The sequence below is a fragment of the Herbaspirillum sp. WGmk3 genome (assembly GCF_023952535.1).
GTDB lineage: Bacteria > Pseudomonadota > Gammaproteobacteria > Burkholderiales > Burkholderiaceae_D > Herbaspirillum > Herbaspirillum huttiense.
The window spans coordinates 1-16,906 of the sequence record NZ_JAKYWT010000008.1 but is presented as its reverse complement, the minus strand read 5'-3'; the positions used below and the strand labels follow the sequence as shown (position 1 = coordinate 16,906).

Annotated in this window: 16 protein-coding genes; 8 read left to right on the top strand and 8 right to left on the bottom strand. The window is 62.8% G+C overall.

The window, feature by feature from the left end:
* Positions 1-50: 50 nt before the first annotated feature.
* Positions 51-809, bottom strand: coding sequence for an SDR family oxidoreductase (locus MKD49_RS24200; RefSeq protein ID WP_252697563.1), 759 nt, complete (start codon positions 807-809; stop codon positions 51-53).
* A gap of 161 nt (positions 810-970) precedes the next feature.
* Entirely contained in the window at positions 971-3,652 is a 2,682-nt protein-coding gene (gene mdeB / locus MKD49_RS24195) for an alpha-ketoglutarate dehydrogenase (RefSeq protein ID WP_252697562.1), read from the bottom strand.
* 307 nt (positions 3,653-3,959) lie between these two features.
* On the opposite strand from mdeB, the gene MKD49_RS24190 reads away from it, so the two are divergent.
* On the top strand, positions 3,960-4,439 hold the full coding sequence (locus MKD49_RS24190; protein ID WP_006461679.1) for an Lrp/AsnC family transcriptional regulator: 480 nt from the start codon (positions 3,960-3,962) through the stop codon (positions 4,437-4,439).
* Positions 4,440-4,530: 91 nt separating this feature from the next.
* Here MKD49_RS24190 and MKD49_RS24185 read toward each other — a convergent pair whose 3' ends face one another.
* The gene (locus tag MKD49_RS24185) at positions 4,531-5,052 is read right to left on the bottom strand and encodes a response regulator (RefSeq protein ID WP_039784031.1); all 522 of its coding nucleotides are present in this window, start codon (positions 5,050-5,052) and stop codon (positions 4,531-4,533) included.
* A 238-nt stretch (positions 5,053-5,290) separates the two neighbouring features.
* Here MKD49_RS24185 and MKD49_RS24180 point away from each other — a divergent pair, with 238 nt between their 5' ends.
* Entirely contained in the window at positions 5,291-5,722 is a 432-nt protein-coding gene (locus MKD49_RS24180) for a hypothetical protein (RefSeq protein ID WP_134134428.1), read from the top strand.
* 26 nt (positions 5,723-5,748) lie between these two features.
* Here MKD49_RS24180 and MKD49_RS24175 read toward each other — a convergent pair whose 3' ends face one another.
* Entirely contained in the window at positions 5,749-6,627 is an 879-nt protein-coding gene (locus tag MKD49_RS24175) for a GyrI-like domain-containing protein (protein ID WP_252697561.1), read from the bottom strand.
* 145 nt (positions 6,628-6,772) lie between these two features.
* Between MKD49_RS24175 and MKD49_RS24170 the strand changes: the two genes are divergently transcribed.
* Positions 6,773-7,633: a CPBP family intramembrane glutamic endopeptidase gene (locus tag MKD49_RS24170; protein WP_252697560.1), complete on the top strand. Its 861-nt coding sequence runs from the start codon at positions 6,773-6,775 to the stop codon at positions 7,631-7,633.
* A 12-nt stretch (positions 7,634-7,645) separates the two neighbouring features.
* On the opposite strand, the gene MKD49_RS24165 is transcribed toward MKD49_RS24170, so the two are convergent.
* Positions 7,646-8,224: a pyridoxamine 5'-phosphate oxidase family protein gene (locus MKD49_RS24165; RefSeq protein WP_227022555.1), complete on the bottom strand. Its 579-nt coding sequence runs from the start codon at positions 8,222-8,224 to the stop codon at positions 7,646-7,648.
* Positions 8,225-8,293: 69 nt separating this feature from the next.
* A complete protein-coding gene (locus MKD49_RS24160) occupies positions 8,294-9,460 on the bottom strand; it encodes a 4-hydroxybenzoate 3-monooxygenase (protein WP_252697559.1) in 1,167 nt (388 codons plus the stop codon).
* 219 nt (positions 9,461-9,679) lie between these two features.
* Here MKD49_RS24160 and MKD49_RS24155 point away from each other — a divergent pair, with 219 nt between their 5' ends.
* On the top strand, positions 9,680-10,591 hold the full coding sequence (locus MKD49_RS24155) for a helix-turn-helix domain-containing protein (protein WP_121045774.1): 912 nt from the start codon (positions 9,680-9,682) through the stop codon (positions 10,589-10,591).
* Between the two features lie 75 nt (positions 10,592-10,666).
* Here the strand turns inward: MKD49_RS24155 and MKD49_RS24150 are convergent, their stop codons facing one another.
* Entirely contained in the window at positions 10,667-11,464 is a 798-nt protein-coding gene (locus MKD49_RS24150; protein WP_121045773.1) for an IclR family transcriptional regulator C-terminal domain-containing protein, read from the bottom strand.
* Between the two features lie 250 nt (positions 11,465-11,714).
* Between MKD49_RS24150 and pcaH the strand changes: the two genes are divergently transcribed.
* From pcaH to MKD49_RS24130, 4 genes are all read left to right on the top strand, one after another.
* Positions 11,715-12,407, top strand: a complete 693-nt coding sequence (gene pcaH, locus MKD49_RS24145; RefSeq protein WP_034336159.1) for a protocatechuate 3,4-dioxygenase subunit beta — start codon at positions 11,715-11,717, stop codon at positions 12,405-12,407.
* Positions 12,408-12,426: 19 nt separating this feature from the next.
* Positions 12,427-12,939, top strand: coding sequence for a protocatechuate 3,4-dioxygenase (locus tag MKD49_RS24140; protein ID WP_252697558.1), 513 nt, complete (start codon positions 12,427-12,429; stop codon positions 12,937-12,939).
* 100 nt (positions 12,940-13,039) lie between these two features.
* Positions 13,040-14,407 carry a 3-carboxy-cis,cis-muconate cycloisomerase gene (pcaB, locus tag MKD49_RS24135; protein ID WP_252697557.1) on the top strand — a complete coding sequence of 456 codons (1,368 nt, stop codon included), beginning with the start codon at positions 13,040-13,042 and terminating at the stop codon, positions 14,405-14,407.
* 52 nt (positions 14,408-14,459) lie between these two features.
* A complete protein-coding gene (locus tag MKD49_RS24130; RefSeq protein ID WP_252697556.1) occupies positions 14,460-15,722 on the top strand; it encodes an alpha/beta fold hydrolase in 1,263 nt (420 codons plus the stop codon).
* Between the two features lie 352 nt (positions 15,723-16,074).
* On the opposite strand, the gene MKD49_RS24125 is transcribed toward MKD49_RS24130, so the two are convergent.
* A complete protein-coding gene (locus MKD49_RS24125; protein ID WP_252697555.1) occupies positions 16,075-16,692 on the bottom strand; it encodes a hypothetical protein in 618 nt (205 codons plus the stop codon).
* Positions 16,693-16,906: the final 214 nt, after the last annotated feature.

Sequence of the window (16,906 nt, the reverse complement as noted above, 5' to 3'; positions counted from 1 at the left end):
CCGCAGCTCATCACCGCGGCCATTTCTTCATCTGGCGAATATAACCCGGCTTAACCCCGCCCGATAAACGGCATCTTGGTCGCCATCACCGTCATGAACTGCACATTGGCCTCCAGCGGCAGGCTATCCATGTAGAGGATGGCACGGGCCACGTGTTCGGCATCCATGGTCGGCTCGACCTTGGTCGAGCCATCAGCCTGCAGCGTGCCCTTCTTCATGAGCGTAGTCATGTCGGTGGACGCATTGCCGATGTCGATCTGCCCGCAGGCGATGTCATAGGCGCGACCATCCAGCGAGGTGGCCTTGGTCAGCCCCGTGATGGCGTGCTTGGTGGCCGTATAGGAGGCCGAGAACGGGCGCGGTGCATGCGCCGAGATCGAGCCGTTGTTGATGATGCGCCCGCCGCGCGGCGACTGATCCTTCATGATGCGGAAGGCTTCTTGCGTGCAGAGGAAAACGCCGGTCAGGTTGATATCCACCGCCGCCTTCCACTGCTCCACGCTAAGTTCTTCCAGCGACACCGGCGGCGCAAAGATGCCGGCATTGTTGAAGAGCATGTCCAGCCGTCCAAAACGCTCGCGGGTCTGGGCGAAGAGCTGCTTCACCGAGGCCGGATCGGTCACGTCGGCCGCCACCACCAGCGCGTTGACACCATGTTCGCCGGCCAGCTTGACGGTCTCTTCCAGCGCATCCTGGCGGCGTCCGGCCAGGGCGACGCCATAGCCTTCGCGCAGCAGCGCGAGCGTGATCTGCCGGCCGATGCCGGAACCTGCGCCGGTCACCAGCGCGATACGTTTGGGTGCAGCCATCGTGTGTACTCCTCACTCACTGTAGGTCATGGACGATGCGCATCACGGAGCCATAAAAAAACCGCCCGTGATGCACGGGCGGTTTCACTATAGCAAACACGGCGGCGGGCCAGATGAGAGATTTTCAATCCGGCTGGCCACCGTTCATCTATCGCTCCACTTCATACCGAGGACGACAAGGGCTTGTTCGTATCGATACCCAATGTACGCGCTGCTTCTTCAAGCCGCGCACGTTCATCGACCCATACTTCACACAAGGCCGTATAGGCAATCCAGCGCGCATCGATCTCGAAGAAGTCCCGCAAATTCACCCGCGTATCACTGCGGCCAAACCCGTCCGTCCCCAGCGTCACATAGGGTGCCGGCACGAAGGCGCGAATGCTCTCGGGCAAGGTACGGATGTAATCGCTGACCGCAATCACGGGCGCCACACTGCCCTGCAATTGCGCTGTGACATAGGGCTGGCCATCGCTGCCCGACAAGCGCTGTGCGCGTTGTGCCGCCACGCCATCCCGCGCCAGTTCAGTATAGCTGGTCACGCTCCACACCTCGGCCTCGATCTGCCAGTGCTGCTGCAGCAGCGCAGCCGCCGTCACGGCTTCCTTGAGGATGGGGCCGGAACCCAGCAGCCGCACTGGCGCCCCGGGATTGCGGCCGAGACAGTACATGCCGCGCAGGATGCCCTCCTGCACGCCGTCCGGAAGACTGGGCTGGGCCTCGTTCTCGTTGGTGACGGTGATGTAGTAGAAGACGTCATCGCCGCGTTCCATCATGCGCCGCATACCCTCATCCAGGATCACCGCCAGCTCATAGGCATAGGCCGGATCATAGGACACACAGTTGGGAATCGATGCGGCCGTCACCAGACTGTTGCCGTCCTGGTGCTGCAGTCCTTCGCCGCCCAAGGTCGTGCGGCCGGAGGTGGCACCGATCAGGAAGCCGCGCGCACGCTGGTCCGCCGCCGCCCAGATCAGGTCGCCGATGCGCTGGAAACCGAACATCGAGTAGTAGATGTAGAACGGCAACATCGGCGTGCCATGCACCGAATACGCGGTGGCCGCTGCCGTCCACGAGGAAATCGCTCCCGCCTCGGTGATGCCCTCTTCCAGAATCTGGCCATCCTTGGCCTCGCGATAGTAGAGGATGGAACCGATATCCTCCGGCTCATACAACTGCCCCTGCGAAGAATAGATGCCGACCTGGCGGAACAGGTTGGCCATGCCGAAGGTGCGCGCCTCATCGGCCACGATGGGCACCACATACTGGCCGAAGTCCTTGTCCTTCAACAGGTTGCCGAGCTGGCGTACCAGCGCCATGGTGGACGACATTTCCTTGCCGTCGGCTTCCAGCGCGAACTTGCTGTGCGCCTCCAGCGGCGGCACGGTACGCCGTGCATCGCCCGCATGGCGGCGCGGCAGGTAGCCGCCCAGTGCGGCACGGCGTGCATGCAGGTGCTTCATCTCCGGGCTGTCATCAGCCGGCTTGTAGAAAGCCAGCTCACGGCATTGCTCATCGCTCAGCGGCAGCTTGAATCGGTCACGGAATTGCAGCAGGCTTTCCTCATCGAGCTTCTTCTGCTGGTGCGTGGTCATCTTGCCCTCGCCCGCCGCGCCCATGCCGTACCCCTTCTTGGTCTGCGCCAGGATCACCGTGGGCTGGCCGCGATGGCTGGCCGCTGCCTGGTAGGCCGAGAAGATCTTCTTCATGTCGTGGCCGCCACGGCGCAGGCGATTGATTTCCTCATCGGTGAGGGTGGCACCGATGGCACGCGTGCCCGGTGTCTGGCCGAAGAAATGCTGGCGATTGAACGCACCGTCATTGGCGGCGAAGGTCTGCAATTGCCCATCCACCGTGCGGTTCAGGGCATCGACCAGTTCACCGTCCTTGTCACGCGCAAACAGGCCATCCCAGTCCGAGCCCCACAGCAGCTTGATGACGTTCCAGCCGGCACCGGCAAACAGCGTTTCCAGTTCATCGACGATGTGGCCATTGCCGCGCACCGGACCATCGAGCCGCTGCAGGTTGCAGTTGACCACGAAGATCAGATTGTCCAGCTTCTCGCGCGAGGCCAGCGAGAGTGCGGCCAGCGATTCGGGCTCATCCATCTCGCCATCGCCGAACACGCCCCACACCTTGCGTCCCTGATCCTGCAGCAGGCCGCGATGCTCCATGTAGCGCAGGAAGCGCGCCTGGTAGATGGCATTGATGGGACCGATGCCCATGGAGCCGGTCGGGAACTGCCAGAAATGCGGCATCAGCCAGGGATGCGGATAGGACGACAGTCCCTGCCGTCCCACGCGCTTGGCCTCGATCTCGCGGCGATAGTAGGCCAGGTCTTCTTCGCTCAATGCACCTTCAAGAAACGCGCGCGCGTAGATACCCGGCGCGGAGTGCGGCTGGAAGTAGACCACGTCACCGGCAAACTGCGCATCGCGCGCACGGAAGAAATGATTGAAGCCGACCTCGAACAAGTCCGCCGCCGAGGCAAAGCTGGCGATGTGCCCGCCCAGCTCGCCGTAGGCGCGATTGGCGCGTACCACCATGGCCAGCGCATTCCAGCGCATGATGCTGGCGATGCGTTCCTCGATGGCCTGCGCATCGGAGCCACCGGGAAAAGGCGGTTCCTGTTCAGGCCGGATGGTGTTGACGTAAGGCGTATTGCGCGCATCGCGCCAGTTCACGCCCCATTGCTGGGCCGCCGCCGACAGCCGCGAGAGCAGAAAGCGCGCGCGTTCCGGGCCGGCTTCGGCCAGCACGCTCTGCAGCGCCTGCAGCCACTCCTGAGTTTCCTGGGCATCGAGATCGATATCCTGCGGGATATCGCTGTCACTGGGGCGGGACATGTCCACTTCCTGTTCTCCTGTCTGGGCGCGCCGGGCCGCTCGCCTGCAGTCAGCACAAAACGTGCCGGCACTGCAATCGCTGCTATGCAAAGAGACAAAAAGCCGGTAAAACACAGGCCGCGCCATCCGTCTCCCCGCGCCCGACGCCTTTTCGGTCTTGTTGTCGTTGAGGGCTAGCTGTGTGATGGAACCACCGGCTTACGATACGCCGGATGCCCCGGCATGAGTCACTTAAAATTGGAAGTTGCCGTACAATATTCAGCATCCAGTGCTGCGAAACTGAAACTGACAGAATTAAATTTCGATAATGGAACTCGATACCACCGATTTGCGCATCCTGAACATCCTGCAGGAGAACAGTTCGATCAGCAATCTGGAGCTGGCCAGCCGCATCAACCTCTCGCCCTCGCCGACTCTGGCCCGGGTGAAGCGCCTGGAAACCGAAGGCATCATCTCGCGCTATGTGGCGCTGGCCGATCCGCACCTGCTGGGCTTGAAGGTGAACGTGTTCGTCAAGGTGATCCTGGAGCGCCAGGGTGCCGAAGCACTGGCCCAGTTCGAGACGGCCGTGAGTGCCTTTGATGAAGTCATGGAAGTCTACCTGATGACCGGCGACGAGGATTATCTGCTGCGCATTGTGGTGCCGGACCTGCTGACGCTGGAGCACTTCATCGTCGACCACCTGACCAAGATCCCCGGCATCAAGAACATCCGCTCCAGCTTTGCGCTCAAGCAGATCAAGTACAAGACCGCCCTGCCCACGCCCAAGATCAAGACGCGGCGCTGAGCTGGGAGCGAAATCGCGCCTGCGCTGCCATGGCGGAAAAAAGGGCCTTGCGGCCCTTTGTTTGTTTTTACGCCAAGCCGCTGCACGCAGTTCAGTGTGAGCGCCCGCCTTGCGGAGAGCCATCTTCCTGGCGCCGCTGCGGATGCCCGGGCAGACCGGCCAGCGCATCGCGCATCACGTCTGCGGACAACGGTGCCGCGGCCTCGCTGACATCACACCAGCGCTCCACCATCTCCACCACACACTGCGCATAGTGTTCGCCATCGACCGGCTTGGGCAGGTATTCGGTCGCGCCGGCGGCCAGCGCCTCGCGCTCGCCCTCGGTCTCGTAGGAAGGGAAGACCACCACCGGCGCATCAGCCAGATGCTTGCTGGCGCGCAACTCGCGCAGCAGCTGCAGTCCCTCTCCGCATTCCATGTCGGACTCCAGCAGGATCAGGCTGGGTGCAATGTCATCGCCCTGGCGGCGTCCCTGCAGCAGGCAGCGGCGCGCCGTGGCCAGGTCAGGACACGCACGGAAGGCGCAATGCAAGCCGGCACGCCACAAGGCGAAGCGCGCCAGTTCAGCGGCCTCCTGGCTGGGGTCGATCATGATGATGCTGGGAAAGCTCATGCTGCGGGGGGACAGTCCTGTAAGAAGTGCACAAGCCACGGGATGGCTACAGCAAACGTTTTACAGGAGTGATGACCACTGCGGCATCGGGAAATTCCTGACCGCCGCCAATCTGCTGGCTGACGCGCCGTCAGGATTTCCCCGATCGCCAGCCCCGCACAGGATGGCTACAGTGACAACCTCAATGATCCGCTCCACCCGGATCCGCCCATCTCCGCACCAAGGAAGCCCCCCGCCGATGCTGCCGTTTGCCAAAGTCCGAGTCCCTGTCCCCACTGCCTTGCTGGGCAAGGTCGAGCTGTATGTCAGCAGCTGCACCCGCATCATCACCGGGCGTTCCGATGCCATGCAGGACTGGGCGAGCCTCAACGCCAGTCCGCGCAAGGTACTGGAGTGGTTCGCCACGGCAGGTTTCGCAGCCAGCGGAGAAGCAGCGGCGCTGGCACCTTTCCAGCCGTGCGCTGCGCGCCTGGCCAGCCTGGACCAGCTCAAGCATCGCGTCCGCCCCGCGCTGGCGATCCCGCGCTTCTGGCAGCTCGACGGCAGCAACTATGGCTTCGATGCCAGCCCGCACCTGTCCTATTGGCTCGCTGTGAACGAAGCTTCCTTCGTCCCGCTGCTGGTGCCTACGCACCAGATGGCGCACTTTTCGCGCGCTCTGGTGGCGTGAAGTTTCTTCCCGTTTTTTGAGCGGCCCTATTTCAAGGGCAGGTAGATATCCGTCAGCAGCTCGCCCGGCGGCGTATCGGGCAGCAGGTTGAGGTAGTGGAAGTACAGCGGGAAATCCCGCAGTTCCTCGCCGCTCTCCGGCAGCCACTGGCGATACAGCGGATAGATGCTCTCGCCCAGCCGGTCATGCGCGCCCGCATGCCGTACGCGCGCGCAGCGCCCGCCGGGAATCAGGAAGGCTTCCACGCCTTGCGGATTGTCCGGCACGTCCCCTTCCACCTCGCCGCAGATGCCGAAGCGGAATTGCTCCGGCGGCGTGGTATCGGGATTGTCCCAGGCCAGACCAAAGGTGCGACAGCGGTCCACCGGTGACAGGCCCGTGGCCTTGCGCCAGTCGATGAACTGCCCGACGGTGCCATTGAGCTGATTGACGGGACCGCGATGCATAAGCATGGCGATGCGGATGGATTCGACGTTGACGATCTCGGCTTGCACGTCCACTTTCCTTTCAGGGATGCGGAAGACGAAACGCTCGTTCCAGGAGGGCCAGTCGGGTGTGCGCCGGAACTGCGAGGGCGACTGGCCGAAGGCACTCCTGAAAGCGCGCGTAAACGATTCCGGATTTTCGAAACCGGCTTCGAGGGCGATGTCGATGATGCGCCGCTGCGGCTGGAAGGCCAGTTGCAGGCTGGCATGCTTCAGGCGCATCAGCAGGATGTAACGCGCCACCCCGACGCCGGTGAAATCGGCAAATTGCCGCTGGAAATGGAACCGCGAAAAATGCGCGACGGCCGCCAGCTGCTCCATCTCCAGGGGCGTATGGAGATGCGCCTCGATATGGTCGAGCACACGCTCGAATCGGGCTTGATAGCGGGCCTGGCTGCTGGTTTTGCGGTCGTCGTTCATCGGTTCCTCGGTTCACGGGACGTACTGTGCAAGAAAGCGCGCCACAAATCCTGACCGAAATTGCGCATCGTCATCAGAACCTCTGGCAGTCTCGATGGCCGTCATGTTAAAACACGGGCTTCGTCGCGTTCCGCCTTTTTATCCGATGCCTTCCGCTCTCCTCTTGATGCTGGCGATCTGCAGCGTCTGGTTGCCCGCCCTGCCCTTGCCTGCTGGCCGATCCCTCGCGCCGTGGCTGCCGCTGCTGGGGCTGGCCCTCGCGCTGGGACTGCATGACGGCCAATTCGATGCCATCGCCGTCGCGGGCATCGTCCTGTTGGGGTTCGCTGCCCGGGGCACGACCCATGCGCCACACGCATGGCAACGCCGCAGTCTGCTGGCGTTCACACTGTTGCTCGCGCTGCTGCTGGCCTTGCATCGCTGGCTCGGTTTCCACAATGTGCTGGTGATCCCGTCAGCGGCCATCACTGCGGATGCGCGGCCCTTCATGCTGTTCGCCAATCTCGACAAAGGGAGTGCCGGACTGCTGTTGCTGGCGCTGCTGGCACCCCGCTGCCATGCGTGGCGGGAATGGCGCGAGAGCATCGCCAGGACGCTGCTGCCGGGCATCTCGACGATCGTGCTGGTGATGGGCGTGGGCTGGTTCACAGGTCTGGTCAAACCGGCACTGAAGTGGCCTGGCTTCACGGTAGAGTTCCTGGCCATCAACCTGCTGTTGACCGTGGTGGCCGAGGAAGCCTTTTTCCGTGGCGTGATCCAGCAGCGTCTGCAATCCGCCTTGCAGGGGATGCGCTGCGGTAGCGGACTGGCGCTGACGGCGTCGGCATTGCTCTTCGGTGCCGCGCATCTCGGGGGCGGCATGACCTATGCGACGATTGCCGGGCTGGCCGGCCTCGGCTATGCGTGGGTGTTCCAGCGCAGCGGACGGATCGAGGCACCGATCCTGCTGCATTTCACGCTCAATGCGGTGCACTTCCTCGCGTTCACCTATCCGGCGCTGGCCTGAGTCGCGCTCGCCTCACGGCGCGATCCACTGCCCCTGCCATTGATCCTGCCCGCGCGCGAAGCGGGCGCGGCGATGCTGGTCTGGCGTCAGGTCCAGCCATTCGATGCGCTCCAGCCGCACTTCCACCAGCGCAAAATTCTCGACACCATCGCTGCTGACGTGCGGCTGCACGTGAGCGTCTTCCGGTTGCACAACAGGCGTGCCGGGGGCATGCGGTGTCTTGTACAGGATCAGCGTGTGTGGCCGGGCCCCCGTCCACATGGCGCGCACGCGGGCCGCATCCTGCACCACCTGAGCCACGCCGTTGACGCGCAGTTGCAGATGGCGCTCGAGGTCCACCGCCAGCATGGCCACCCGCCCGTCGGCCCGAATCTCGGCCAGTTTGGGAGAGCGCAGATCGGTGTGAAAGCACAGCGACCCGGCAGTCGCATCCGCCTCGCGCAGGACAATGGAACGCAACTGGGGCGTACCATCCAGACCCAGCGTAGCCAGTTGCCAGATGGTAAACGGCGAGCGCGTCGGGCTGGCACCGCGACGCAGTTCGTCCCAGATCAGGGAGTGGAGCTCAGGCAAGTTCAGGTTGAAGTTCATGGCGCCATTGTAGGGCCTGGCGCATGCACCGGGCAGGCCCTAGCGTGGCAGCATGGTCGCCCCGGCGAATCAGAATGCGCCGACGTAGTTCTCCGCCAGCGCCGTCGAGAGGGCGCGCGAGTTGACCACGTTCTCCAGTTCGGCGCGCTGGATCTGGCGCTGGAAGGGCGAGGCATCGTCGAAGGTATGCAGCATGCTGGTCATCCACCACGAGAAATACTCGGCACGCCAGATGCGCTTCAGGGCTTGCTCGGTGTAGGACGCGAGACCTTCCTCGCTGGCACTGCAATAGAAATCCTCGATGCCCTGGGCCAGGCGTTTCACGTCACCCACCGCCAGGTTCAAACCCTTCGCGCCAGTGGGCGGCACGATGTGCGCGGCATCACCGGCCAGGAACAGGCGGCCATGCTGCATCGGCGTAGAGACGAAACTGCGCATGCCGATGATGCCCTTCTGGAAGATCTTGCCTTCCTTGACGCGCCAGCCGTCGCCGTTTTCCAGGCGGGTATGGAATTCATTCCAGATGCGGTCATCGCTCCAGTTGTCCACGCTGTCCTTGGGATCGCACTGGAAGTACATGCGCTGCACCGTTGGCGAACGGGTACTGATGAGCACGAAGCCGCGATCATGCTGGGCATAGATCAGTTCGTCCGAGGACGGCGGCGCTTCCACCAGCACGCCGAACCAGCCGAAGGGATAGATGCGCTGGTAATCCTGGCGCTTGCTTTCCGGAATGGCAGGACGCGAGACGCCATGGAAGCCGTCGCAACCGGCGATGAAATCCGCCTCCAGCGTATGCTGCTCGCCCTCGTGCATGAAGCGCACGCGCGGCTTGCTGGTCTCGACGCCTTCGATGCTGGTGCCGCTCACACCGAACAGCAATTGCCCTTGCGCGGCCAGACGCGCAGCCACCAGATCCTTGATCACTTCATGCTGGGCATAGACGGTGATGGCCTTGCCGGTCAGTTCGGTGAGGTCGATGCGATGGCGGCGGCCACCGAAGGCCAGCTCGATGCCGTGATGCAGCGCGCCTTCGCGCTTCATGCGCTCGCCCACGCCGGTCTCGTTGAGGATGTCCATGGTGCCTTGTTCCAGCACGCCGGCACGGATGGTGGATTCGATATCTTCGCGGGTACGGGTTTCCAGCACGACCGATTCGATGCCCTTCAGGTGCAGCAGGTGGGACAGCAACAAACCGGCCGGGCCGGCGCCGATGATGGCGACTTGGGTACGCATGATGGAGGTCTCCGTGTAAAGGTCAGGCACCGTTTTCGTTCCCGGCACGCAATGGCGCGAGCCGAAGCGGGTGGCAGTTGATCTGTTCTTGTTCTTGGTGTGAGAAGAATCTTAGACGGTGGTGTTCTGATAAAAAATGGATGATCCCGCCAATTACTTGTACTATTTTTACAGAGCACAACCATGCCGCCCCCTCGCAACGCACAGGATGGAGACCCTATGCCCTTGCCCCGCAGCAAACCGCGCACCAGCGATGTACCGCAATTTTCCTTGTACGGCGAGGCTTCCCGGCCGGAAGATGCGGAGCCGGTGCACATCGAACTGATCGAGACGCGCAGCCGCGTGCATGACTGGCATATTGCACCGCACACCCATGCCGGACTTTTTCAGGTACTTTTTTTAATGTCCGGACACGTCAGTGCCTTGATGGAGGAAGAGGTCTGGGAAGTCGATGGTCCGGTGGTCATCACCATCCATCCGTCCCTGGTACATGGTTTCGATTTCTCGGAACAGGCCGTGGGATTCGTGCTGACGGTGGATCCGCACGTGGTGTTTTCGGCCGGCGGCAGCGAGGGGCACGGCGAATTGTTTTCGCCCTTGTTCCTGCGCCCGATGGCCATCGAACTGGGGCGCGTACCGGAACTGCGCGAGCGCATGGAGACGCTGCTGCGTCTGTTGATTGCCGAATCGGCCGCACCGCGCACCGGCCACACACTGATGCTGGAATGGCTGGCGCGCAGCGTCATGCTCTTGCTGGTGCGGCTGGAAGCGGATCATCGCTCGGCGGAATTGTCCGGACGCGGCGACTTTGAATTGTTCAGCCGTTTTCGCGCGCTGGTGGAGCAGCATTTCAAGGAGCAGTGGCAGGTGGCGGTCTATGCCGACAAGCTGCGCATCACGCCCAGCCGCCTCAATCGCCTGTGCCTGAAGCTGGCCGGGCATTCGGCCTTCGACCTGGCGCAGCAGCGATTGATCCTGGAGGCTTGCCGCAAGCTGACCTATGTGCCCTCAGGCATTTCGACGATTGCCTATGAACTGGGCTTTCAAGACCCGGCGTATTTCAGCCGGCTCTTCAAGCGGCACATGGGGCTGACGCCCAAGGAATATCGGCGCACGCATGTGGAAGAATAAATGTGCCGGTGTGCCGTTTCCGACGTTGGCGCAAAAACGAAAATCCGTGCGCCATCTTCGAAAGTCAGCCACGCCTCACAATAGCGCTCCCAGCTCCACCTGAATCTTCAGCATGGCCGGCAGGCAGCGTTCCACCATGTCTTCCAGTTTCATGCGGGCCGCATGCACGCTGATGTTCATCGCCGCCACCACCTCGCCACGGAAGTTGCGCACCGGCACGGCCATGGTGCGCAAGCCCAGTTCCAGTTCCTGGTCCACCAGCGCATAACCCTGTGCGCGGGCGCGCGCGATTTCCAGTCCCAATCGTTCGACGTCGGTAATGGTGTGGGCGGTGATGGCCTCTGGCTGGGCGCGCGCGAGGATGGCATCGAGCTGCGCCGGTGGCAGATTGGCCAGCAGGATGCGGCCATTGGCGGTGCAGTAGGCCGGCACCCGCGTGCCGGGCTGCAAGGTGGTCGACACCAGTTGCCCCGCGCTCACCGCCGCCACGCACACCAGCTGGTCGTGATCGAGTACCCCGCAGGACGCCGCCTCGCCCAGCGAATACGCCAGCCGGTACAGCAGCGGCTGCACGATGCGTGGCAGCCGCGCCGAATGCAGGTAGGACTGGCCCAGCCGCAGCACCAAGGGGGTGAGCGAGAAGGTCTTGTTGTCGTGCCGCATGTAGCCCAGGTGCGTGAGCGTGATGAGATAGCGGCGCGCGGCGGCGCGGGTCAGGCCCGTCAGTTGCGCCACCTCGGCGATGGTCAGGCGCGAGCGCTCCTGGTCAAACGCTTCGATCACCTGCAGGCCCTTTTCCAGACCGGCGACCAGGTCACGCTTGAGAGGACCGTCTGCGCCCTCCTCCACTTCTTCGATGTGTTCTTGCTGCATGTTTCCCTGCCCTGTGGATAAAACAAGCTGATGCGCACCGTCTTCCGTTCGCTGCAGAAAATCGGCCATTTGTGCGATTCTCGCACAAAGCGGGCGCAGGGCGGATATGCTGCGCTGCGTTGGCCTTGAGAGCGGGGATCGGCTTGCCTAGTATCTGTCCACACCCAAGCACGGCGCGCCATTCGCCCATTCCGGCAGGCAAGGAATCCGAAGACGACGCCGCATTCACCCCGTCGACTGAGGAGACCTCATGCAATTCGATGCCATCGAACCCGGTGTCTATCCGGAACTGATCTATCCCCCGTACAAGTCCACCGCCAAGCGCGGCCCCACGCAAGCGCCGCTGCGCGTGCGCGACGAGACCGCCACCGGCACCAACCTGTTCGCCTCGCCCAAGCTGATCCTGCCGCACGACATGGACCTGACCGCGCAAGGCAAGGGCGAACCGCTGGGCGAGAAGATCGTCGTCACCGGCCGGGTGCTCGATGAAGATGGCAAGCCGGTGCGCAATTCGCTGCTGGAAGTCTGGCAGTGCAACGCCGCCGGTCGCTACTTCCACAAGAAGGACCAGCACGATGCGCCGCTGGACCCGAACTTCACCGGCTTCGGCAAGATGCTCACCGATGACAATGGCCGCTATCGCTTCGTCTCCATCAAGCCCGGCCCGTATCCCTGGGGCAATCACCACAAGGCCTGGCGTCCGGCGCACATCCACTTCTCGCTGTTCGGCAACGTCTATGCGCAGCGCCTGGTGACGCAGATGTATTTCCCCAATGATCCGCTGTTCGCCTATGACCCGATCTTCCAGAGCATCCCTGACGAGGCCGCCCGCCAGCGCCTGATTTCGCGCTTCTCGCTGGAGGAGACGGTGGACGACAAGATGCTGGGCTATGAATTCGACATCGTCCTGCGCGGCCGCAACGCCACGCCCATGGGCATCTGAACACAAGGCAGGAGACCACATGAGCAACATCACCACTTCGCAAACCATCGGCCCCTTCCCGCACGAAGCCTGGGCCTGGGCCGTGGAACTGACTTCGCGCGTGGAAAGCAGCGCGCCGCAGGTCAAGATCAAGGGCGCCATCATCGATGGCGACGGCATCCCCATCAACGACGCCTGGGCCGAAGCCTGGCTGCCGGGCAGCGCTGCGGCAGAAACTTCACATGCCATTCCCGGATATCGCCGCGTGCCCACCAATGAAGAGGGCGGGTTCACTTTTTCGATTTCGCAGCCGCAAGCGCCGGCCGGCAAGCCGGTGGCTTACGTGACCGTGTTTGCACGCGGGCTGGTCAAGCACCAGTTCACGGCCGTCTTCCTGGAAGATGATCCGGCGCTGGCGCAATCAGCCCTGCTGGAGCAGGTCCCGGCTGACCGCCGCCACACCCTGATCGCCCGCAAGCAAGCCGATGGCAGCTACCTGTGGAATATTCACATGCAGGGCGCGAGCGAGACGGTATTCTTCGACTACACCTGAACGCCCGTTGCGGCGTGACGCGCGAGGGGATCCGCAGGCTTTGGCCTGCCGGATCCCGTTTGCGTCGGATCGCGCCGGACGGGCAGGCAATGGAGACTTCATGAGCGTTTCGATCTTCGACAGCTTCCTCACCACATCCGACATGATTGCGGTGTTCGACGACCAGGCGGTGGTGCAAGCCATGCTGCGCTTCGAACAAGTCCTGGCCGAGGCCGAAGCCGCCGAGGGCATCATCCCCGAGGCCGCCGCGCGCGCCATCGCCAGCGTATGCCGCGCCCCGCTCTACGACATCAACGCGCTCATCGTCGCCGGCCGCCGTGCCGGTGCGCTGGCCATTCCGCTGGTCAAGGAATTGCAGCGCACGGTCGCCCTCTACAGCGAGGAAGCCGCCACCCACGTGCACTGGGGCAGTACCAGCCAGGACGTGCTGGATACGGCCATGGTACTGGTTACGCGTGAGGCCCTGCGACTGGTCGATGGCGAACTGGGCCAGCTGGCGCAGCGCTTGCTGGACTTGTCGCAATCCCATCTCGATACGCCGGTGCTGGCGCGCACGCTGATGCAACCGGCGCAAGTCACCAGCCTGGGATTGAAGTTCTGCAACTGGGCCGCGCCCCTGCTGCGCTCGCGCGCGCAACTGCAGGCGCTGGCCGAACGCGCCCTGCAGCTGCAACTGGGCGGCGCAGTAGGCACGCTGGCCGTACTCGGCGAGAAGGGTCCGGCCGTGGCCGCACGCATGGCTGCGGCGCTCGGCTTGAAGACACCCGATGCGGCGTGGCATACCCAGCGCGACGAATGGATACGGCTGGGTACCGAGATGGCCGTGCTGGCGGGCAGCCTGGGCAAGATCGCGACTGACCTGTCGCTGATGGCGCAGGGTGAAATTGCCGAACTGGCCGAGCCTTCCGGCAATGGCCGGGGCGGATCATCGGCGATGCCGCACAAGCGCAATCCGGTGTCGTCCATGATCGCCCTGGCTGCCGCCACCCGTGCGCCGCAACAGGCCGCTGCGCTGCTGGGGGCGATGTCGCAGCAACACGAACGCGGGCTGGGCAACTGGCAGGCCGAACTGGCCGAATGGCCGGGCTTGTTCCTGGGCGTGCACGGGGCCTTGCGTGCGCTCAATGATGCGTTTGCCGCACTGGTCATTGACGAGGCGCGCATGTTGCGCAATATCGATGCGCTGCAGGGATTGGTGTTTGCCGAATCCGCATCAATTGCACTGGCGGGCGTGATCGGCCGTCCGCGTGCGCACAGTCTGCTGGAGCAGCTCACGCGCAAGGCCGTGGCCGATGGCGCGCAACTGGTCGATGTGCTGGTCGATGCCGTACAGGCCGATGCGCAGCTGGGCAAGGAGATCGACCTGGCCATGTTGCGCGGGCTGTTCGATCCGGTGCAGGCGACGCGGCCTGCGCGCCGCATTGCTGAAGGGCAGCTTGAACATTTGCGCACGATGCTGGCGCGCTGAACCACTGATTTCTCCACCATCCTCCACATCACGAGACAAAAGAGAACACCTCATGAGCTACGATCCGCTGGACCATGATTTCGAGCGCGGCATGCGCAATCGCCGCAGTGTGCTGGGCGACCAATGGGTTGACCGTTCGGTGGCCAACGCCACCAATTTCAATGCCGATTTCCAGAACCTGATCACGCGCTTTGCCTGGAATGAAATCTGGGGCCGTCCCGGGCTGGACCACAAGACCCGGCGCATCATCGTGTTGGCCATCACCATTGCGCTGGGACGCTGGGAAGAATTTGAACTGCACGTGCGCGCCGGGCTGACTGCCGATCCGGCTACGCGGTTGACGCCGGATGAGATGAAGGAAGTGATGATCCAGGCTTCGGTTTATGCGGGTGTACCGGCGGGCAATACGGCGTTCACGCATGCGCAGAAGATCCTGCGTGAAGTGGGTGAGCAGATCGGTTACGCGGTGGTGCCGCAGGCACCTGCTGCCAGCGTGCATCCGGGGGTGGGGCGTGAGGGGCGCACTTCTTCTTCACCGGCGCTGCATTACACCTTGCGGGAGCCGCGCAATGGCAAGGCGCCGCGGCATACGGTGGTGTTGTCGCATGCGCTTGGGACCGACCTGATGATGTGGGACGGACTGGCCAATCTGCTGGCGGCCGATTGCCGGGTGATCGCTTACGATCATCGCGGGCATGGCAGTTCGGAGAAGGTCGACGGGCTCTACAGCATGGCGGACCTGGCTGATGATGCTGCGCGCTTGTTGCGGGAGCTGGATACCGGGCCGGTGGTGTGGGTGGGCTTGTCCATGGGGGGCATGGTGGGGCAGGAGCTGGCCTTGCGCCATCCGGGGCTGGTGCGGGCACTGGTGCTGGCCAACACCACCTCCGCCTATCCGGAGGCGGCGCGCGAAGTTTGGCAGCAGCGGATTGCTACCGTGCGGGATCAAGGGATCGAGGTGATTGCGGATGCGGTCATGGGGCGGTATTTCCACGATGGATTCCGTGCTGCTCAGGCGGCTACCGTGGCGCGCTATCGGCAGCGGCTGGTCACTACCGATGCGGTGGGGTATGCGGGGTGCTGTCATGCTGTCGGGACTGTTGATACTTCGTCCCGGTTGGGGGCCATTCTTGGCCCTACGCTGGTGATCGCAGGGGAGCTGGATCAGGGGACGCCGGTTGCCATGGCTCAGGCATTGGTGGACGGTATCGCTGGCTCTCGGCTTGAGGTCATTGCCGATGCCTCTCATGTCAGTGCTGTTGAGCAGCCTGTTGCGTTTGCTGAATTGGTTCTTGGGTTTATCGGCGGGCTTTGATGGTGTTAGGTTTTTGGGCGTAGTCTGCACGGAATTTCTTCCTGCGCTCTAGCTTAACTATTTTCTCTCTCCGGTCGGGAGAACGCGCCGGGGGCGGCCCGGCAGCCGCTCACTTTTCTTGTCTCGCCAAGAAAAGTAAGCAAAAGAAGGCGACCGCAACTCCGCCGCCCTCCTTCGGAGGGTCCCCGCTTCAGTACCCGATAAAACGGGAAAAATAAAGTCGCTTCGCTCCGGTTATTTTTCTGATCCGTTTTATCGGGTACTGAAGCGGCGGCGCAGATGCGGACAGCCTGCCCGGCTCGCCTTCGGCATCGCGACGGACACTGCTCGCCTTCGGCTTCGGACTTTCTCGCTATAGTCCTTCGAGAGCCCTCTCCAAATTCTTTCTCGCTGTTGCCTCATAGCGGTCGAAAAAGGTCTTCGTTCGGTATATCCACGGACGATTCAAGAACTCTTGCAGAATCTTCTTCCGCTCTTGCATGAACAACGCTAGCGGAACATAGTCGTATTCCGCACGAATCTGCCGTTCGTATTCTTCAAAACGATCCGGTGGCGCGGCCAATATCGACAAGTCCACATCCACCAATAACGACGCGTCACCCTCCACGCTGGGCTGATGGTGCCGGGTTGCCATCACCAGTGCGTGCACGCGCTGCGCAATCTCTTCCGATGCGCCCGCATCGACCAGACAACGCCGAGCCCAATCAGCGCTCTTCTCTTCGTTGTCTTGACGTTTGACGTCGTAGATGACGTCATGAAACCAGAGTGCCAGTTCAACTTCGCCAGGGTGGGAGGACTCGGTGTGCAGCTCTTCCCACTTTGCAAAGCATTCATCGAGGTGTTGAAGGGTGTGATAGTGGCGATGGGGTTCGCGGTAGTGTGAGAGGACCGAGTCAAACAAGTGCGTATCGGGGCAAACCAGACCCAATTTTTTCCAGGTGAGATCCCAGCGTTGGGTGGTCAGGGTCATGATTGGGTCTTTCGAAAAGAGGGGAGGAAAGATTATCTGTCGATATCCATCTCAATGCGAGAGAAGCGTACCAACCCCGACCAAAGCCGAAGGCGAGTAGGAGACGAGGCGAGGCCGAAGGCGAGCCCGTGGGGGGCTGCCGTCCCCATAGAGCCAGCCGCCGCAGCGGAGCGAAAAGTGGATCAGAAGGATAGTGGGAGCGAAGCGACTCTAT

Bases quoted from the DNA above. Each gene is read 5' to 3' on its own strand.
- MKD49_RS24200 (WP_252697563.1), bottom strand. From the start codon at position 809: ATGGCTGCACCCAAACGTATCGCGCTGGTGACCGGCGCAGGTTCCGGC.
- mdeB (WP_252697562.1), bottom strand. From the start codon at position 3,652: ATGTCCCGCCCCAGTGACAGCGATATCCCGCAGGATATCGATCTCGAT.
- MKD49_RS24190 (WP_006461679.1), top strand. From the start codon at position 3,960: ATGGAACTCGATACCACCGATTTGCGCATCCTGAACATCCTGCAGGAG.
- MKD49_RS24185 (WP_039784031.1), bottom strand. From the start codon at position 5,052: ATGAGCTTTCCCAGCATCATCATGATCGACCCCAGCCAGGAGGCCGCT.
- MKD49_RS24180 (WP_134134428.1), top strand. From the start codon at position 5,291: ATGCTGCCGTTTGCCAAAGTCCGAGTCCCTGTCCCCACTGCCTTGCTG.
- MKD49_RS24175 (WP_252697561.1), bottom strand. From the start codon at position 6,627: ATGAACGACGACCGCAAAACCAGCAGCCAGGCCCGCTATCAAGCCCGA.
- MKD49_RS24170 (WP_252697560.1), top strand. From the start codon at position 6,773: ATGCCTTCCGCTCTCCTCTTGATGCTGGCGATCTGCAGCGTCTGGTTG.
- MKD49_RS24165 (WP_227022555.1), bottom strand. From the start codon at position 8,224: ATGAACTTCAACCTGAACTTGCCTGAGCTCCACTCCCTGATCTGGGAC.
- MKD49_RS24160 (WP_252697559.1), bottom strand. From the start codon at position 9,460: ATGCGTACCCAAGTCGCCATCATCGGCGCCGGCCCGGCCGGTTTGTTG.
- MKD49_RS24155 (WP_121045774.1), top strand. From the start codon at position 9,680: ATGCCCTTGCCCCGCAGCAAACCGCGCACCAGCGATGTACCGCAATTT.
- MKD49_RS24150 (WP_121045773.1), bottom strand. From the start codon at position 11,464: ATGCAGCAAGAACACATCGAAGAAGTGGAGGAGGGCGCAGACGGTCCT.
- pcaH (WP_034336159.1), top strand. From the start codon at position 11,715: ATGCAATTCGATGCCATCGAACCCGGTGTCTATCCGGAACTGATCTAT.
- MKD49_RS24140 (WP_252697558.1), top strand. From the start codon at position 12,427: ATGAGCAACATCACCACTTCGCAAACCATCGGCCCCTTCCCGCACGAA.
- pcaB (WP_252697557.1), top strand. From the start codon at position 13,040: ATGAGCGTTTCGATCTTCGACAGCTTCCTCACCACATCCGACATGATT.
- MKD49_RS24130 (WP_252697556.1), top strand. From the start codon at position 14,460: ATGAGCTACGATCCGCTGGACCATGATTTCGAGCGCGGCATGCGCAAT.
- MKD49_RS24125 (WP_252697555.1), bottom strand. From the start codon at position 16,692: ATGACCCTGACCACCCAACGCTGGGATCTCACCTGGAAAAAATTGGGT.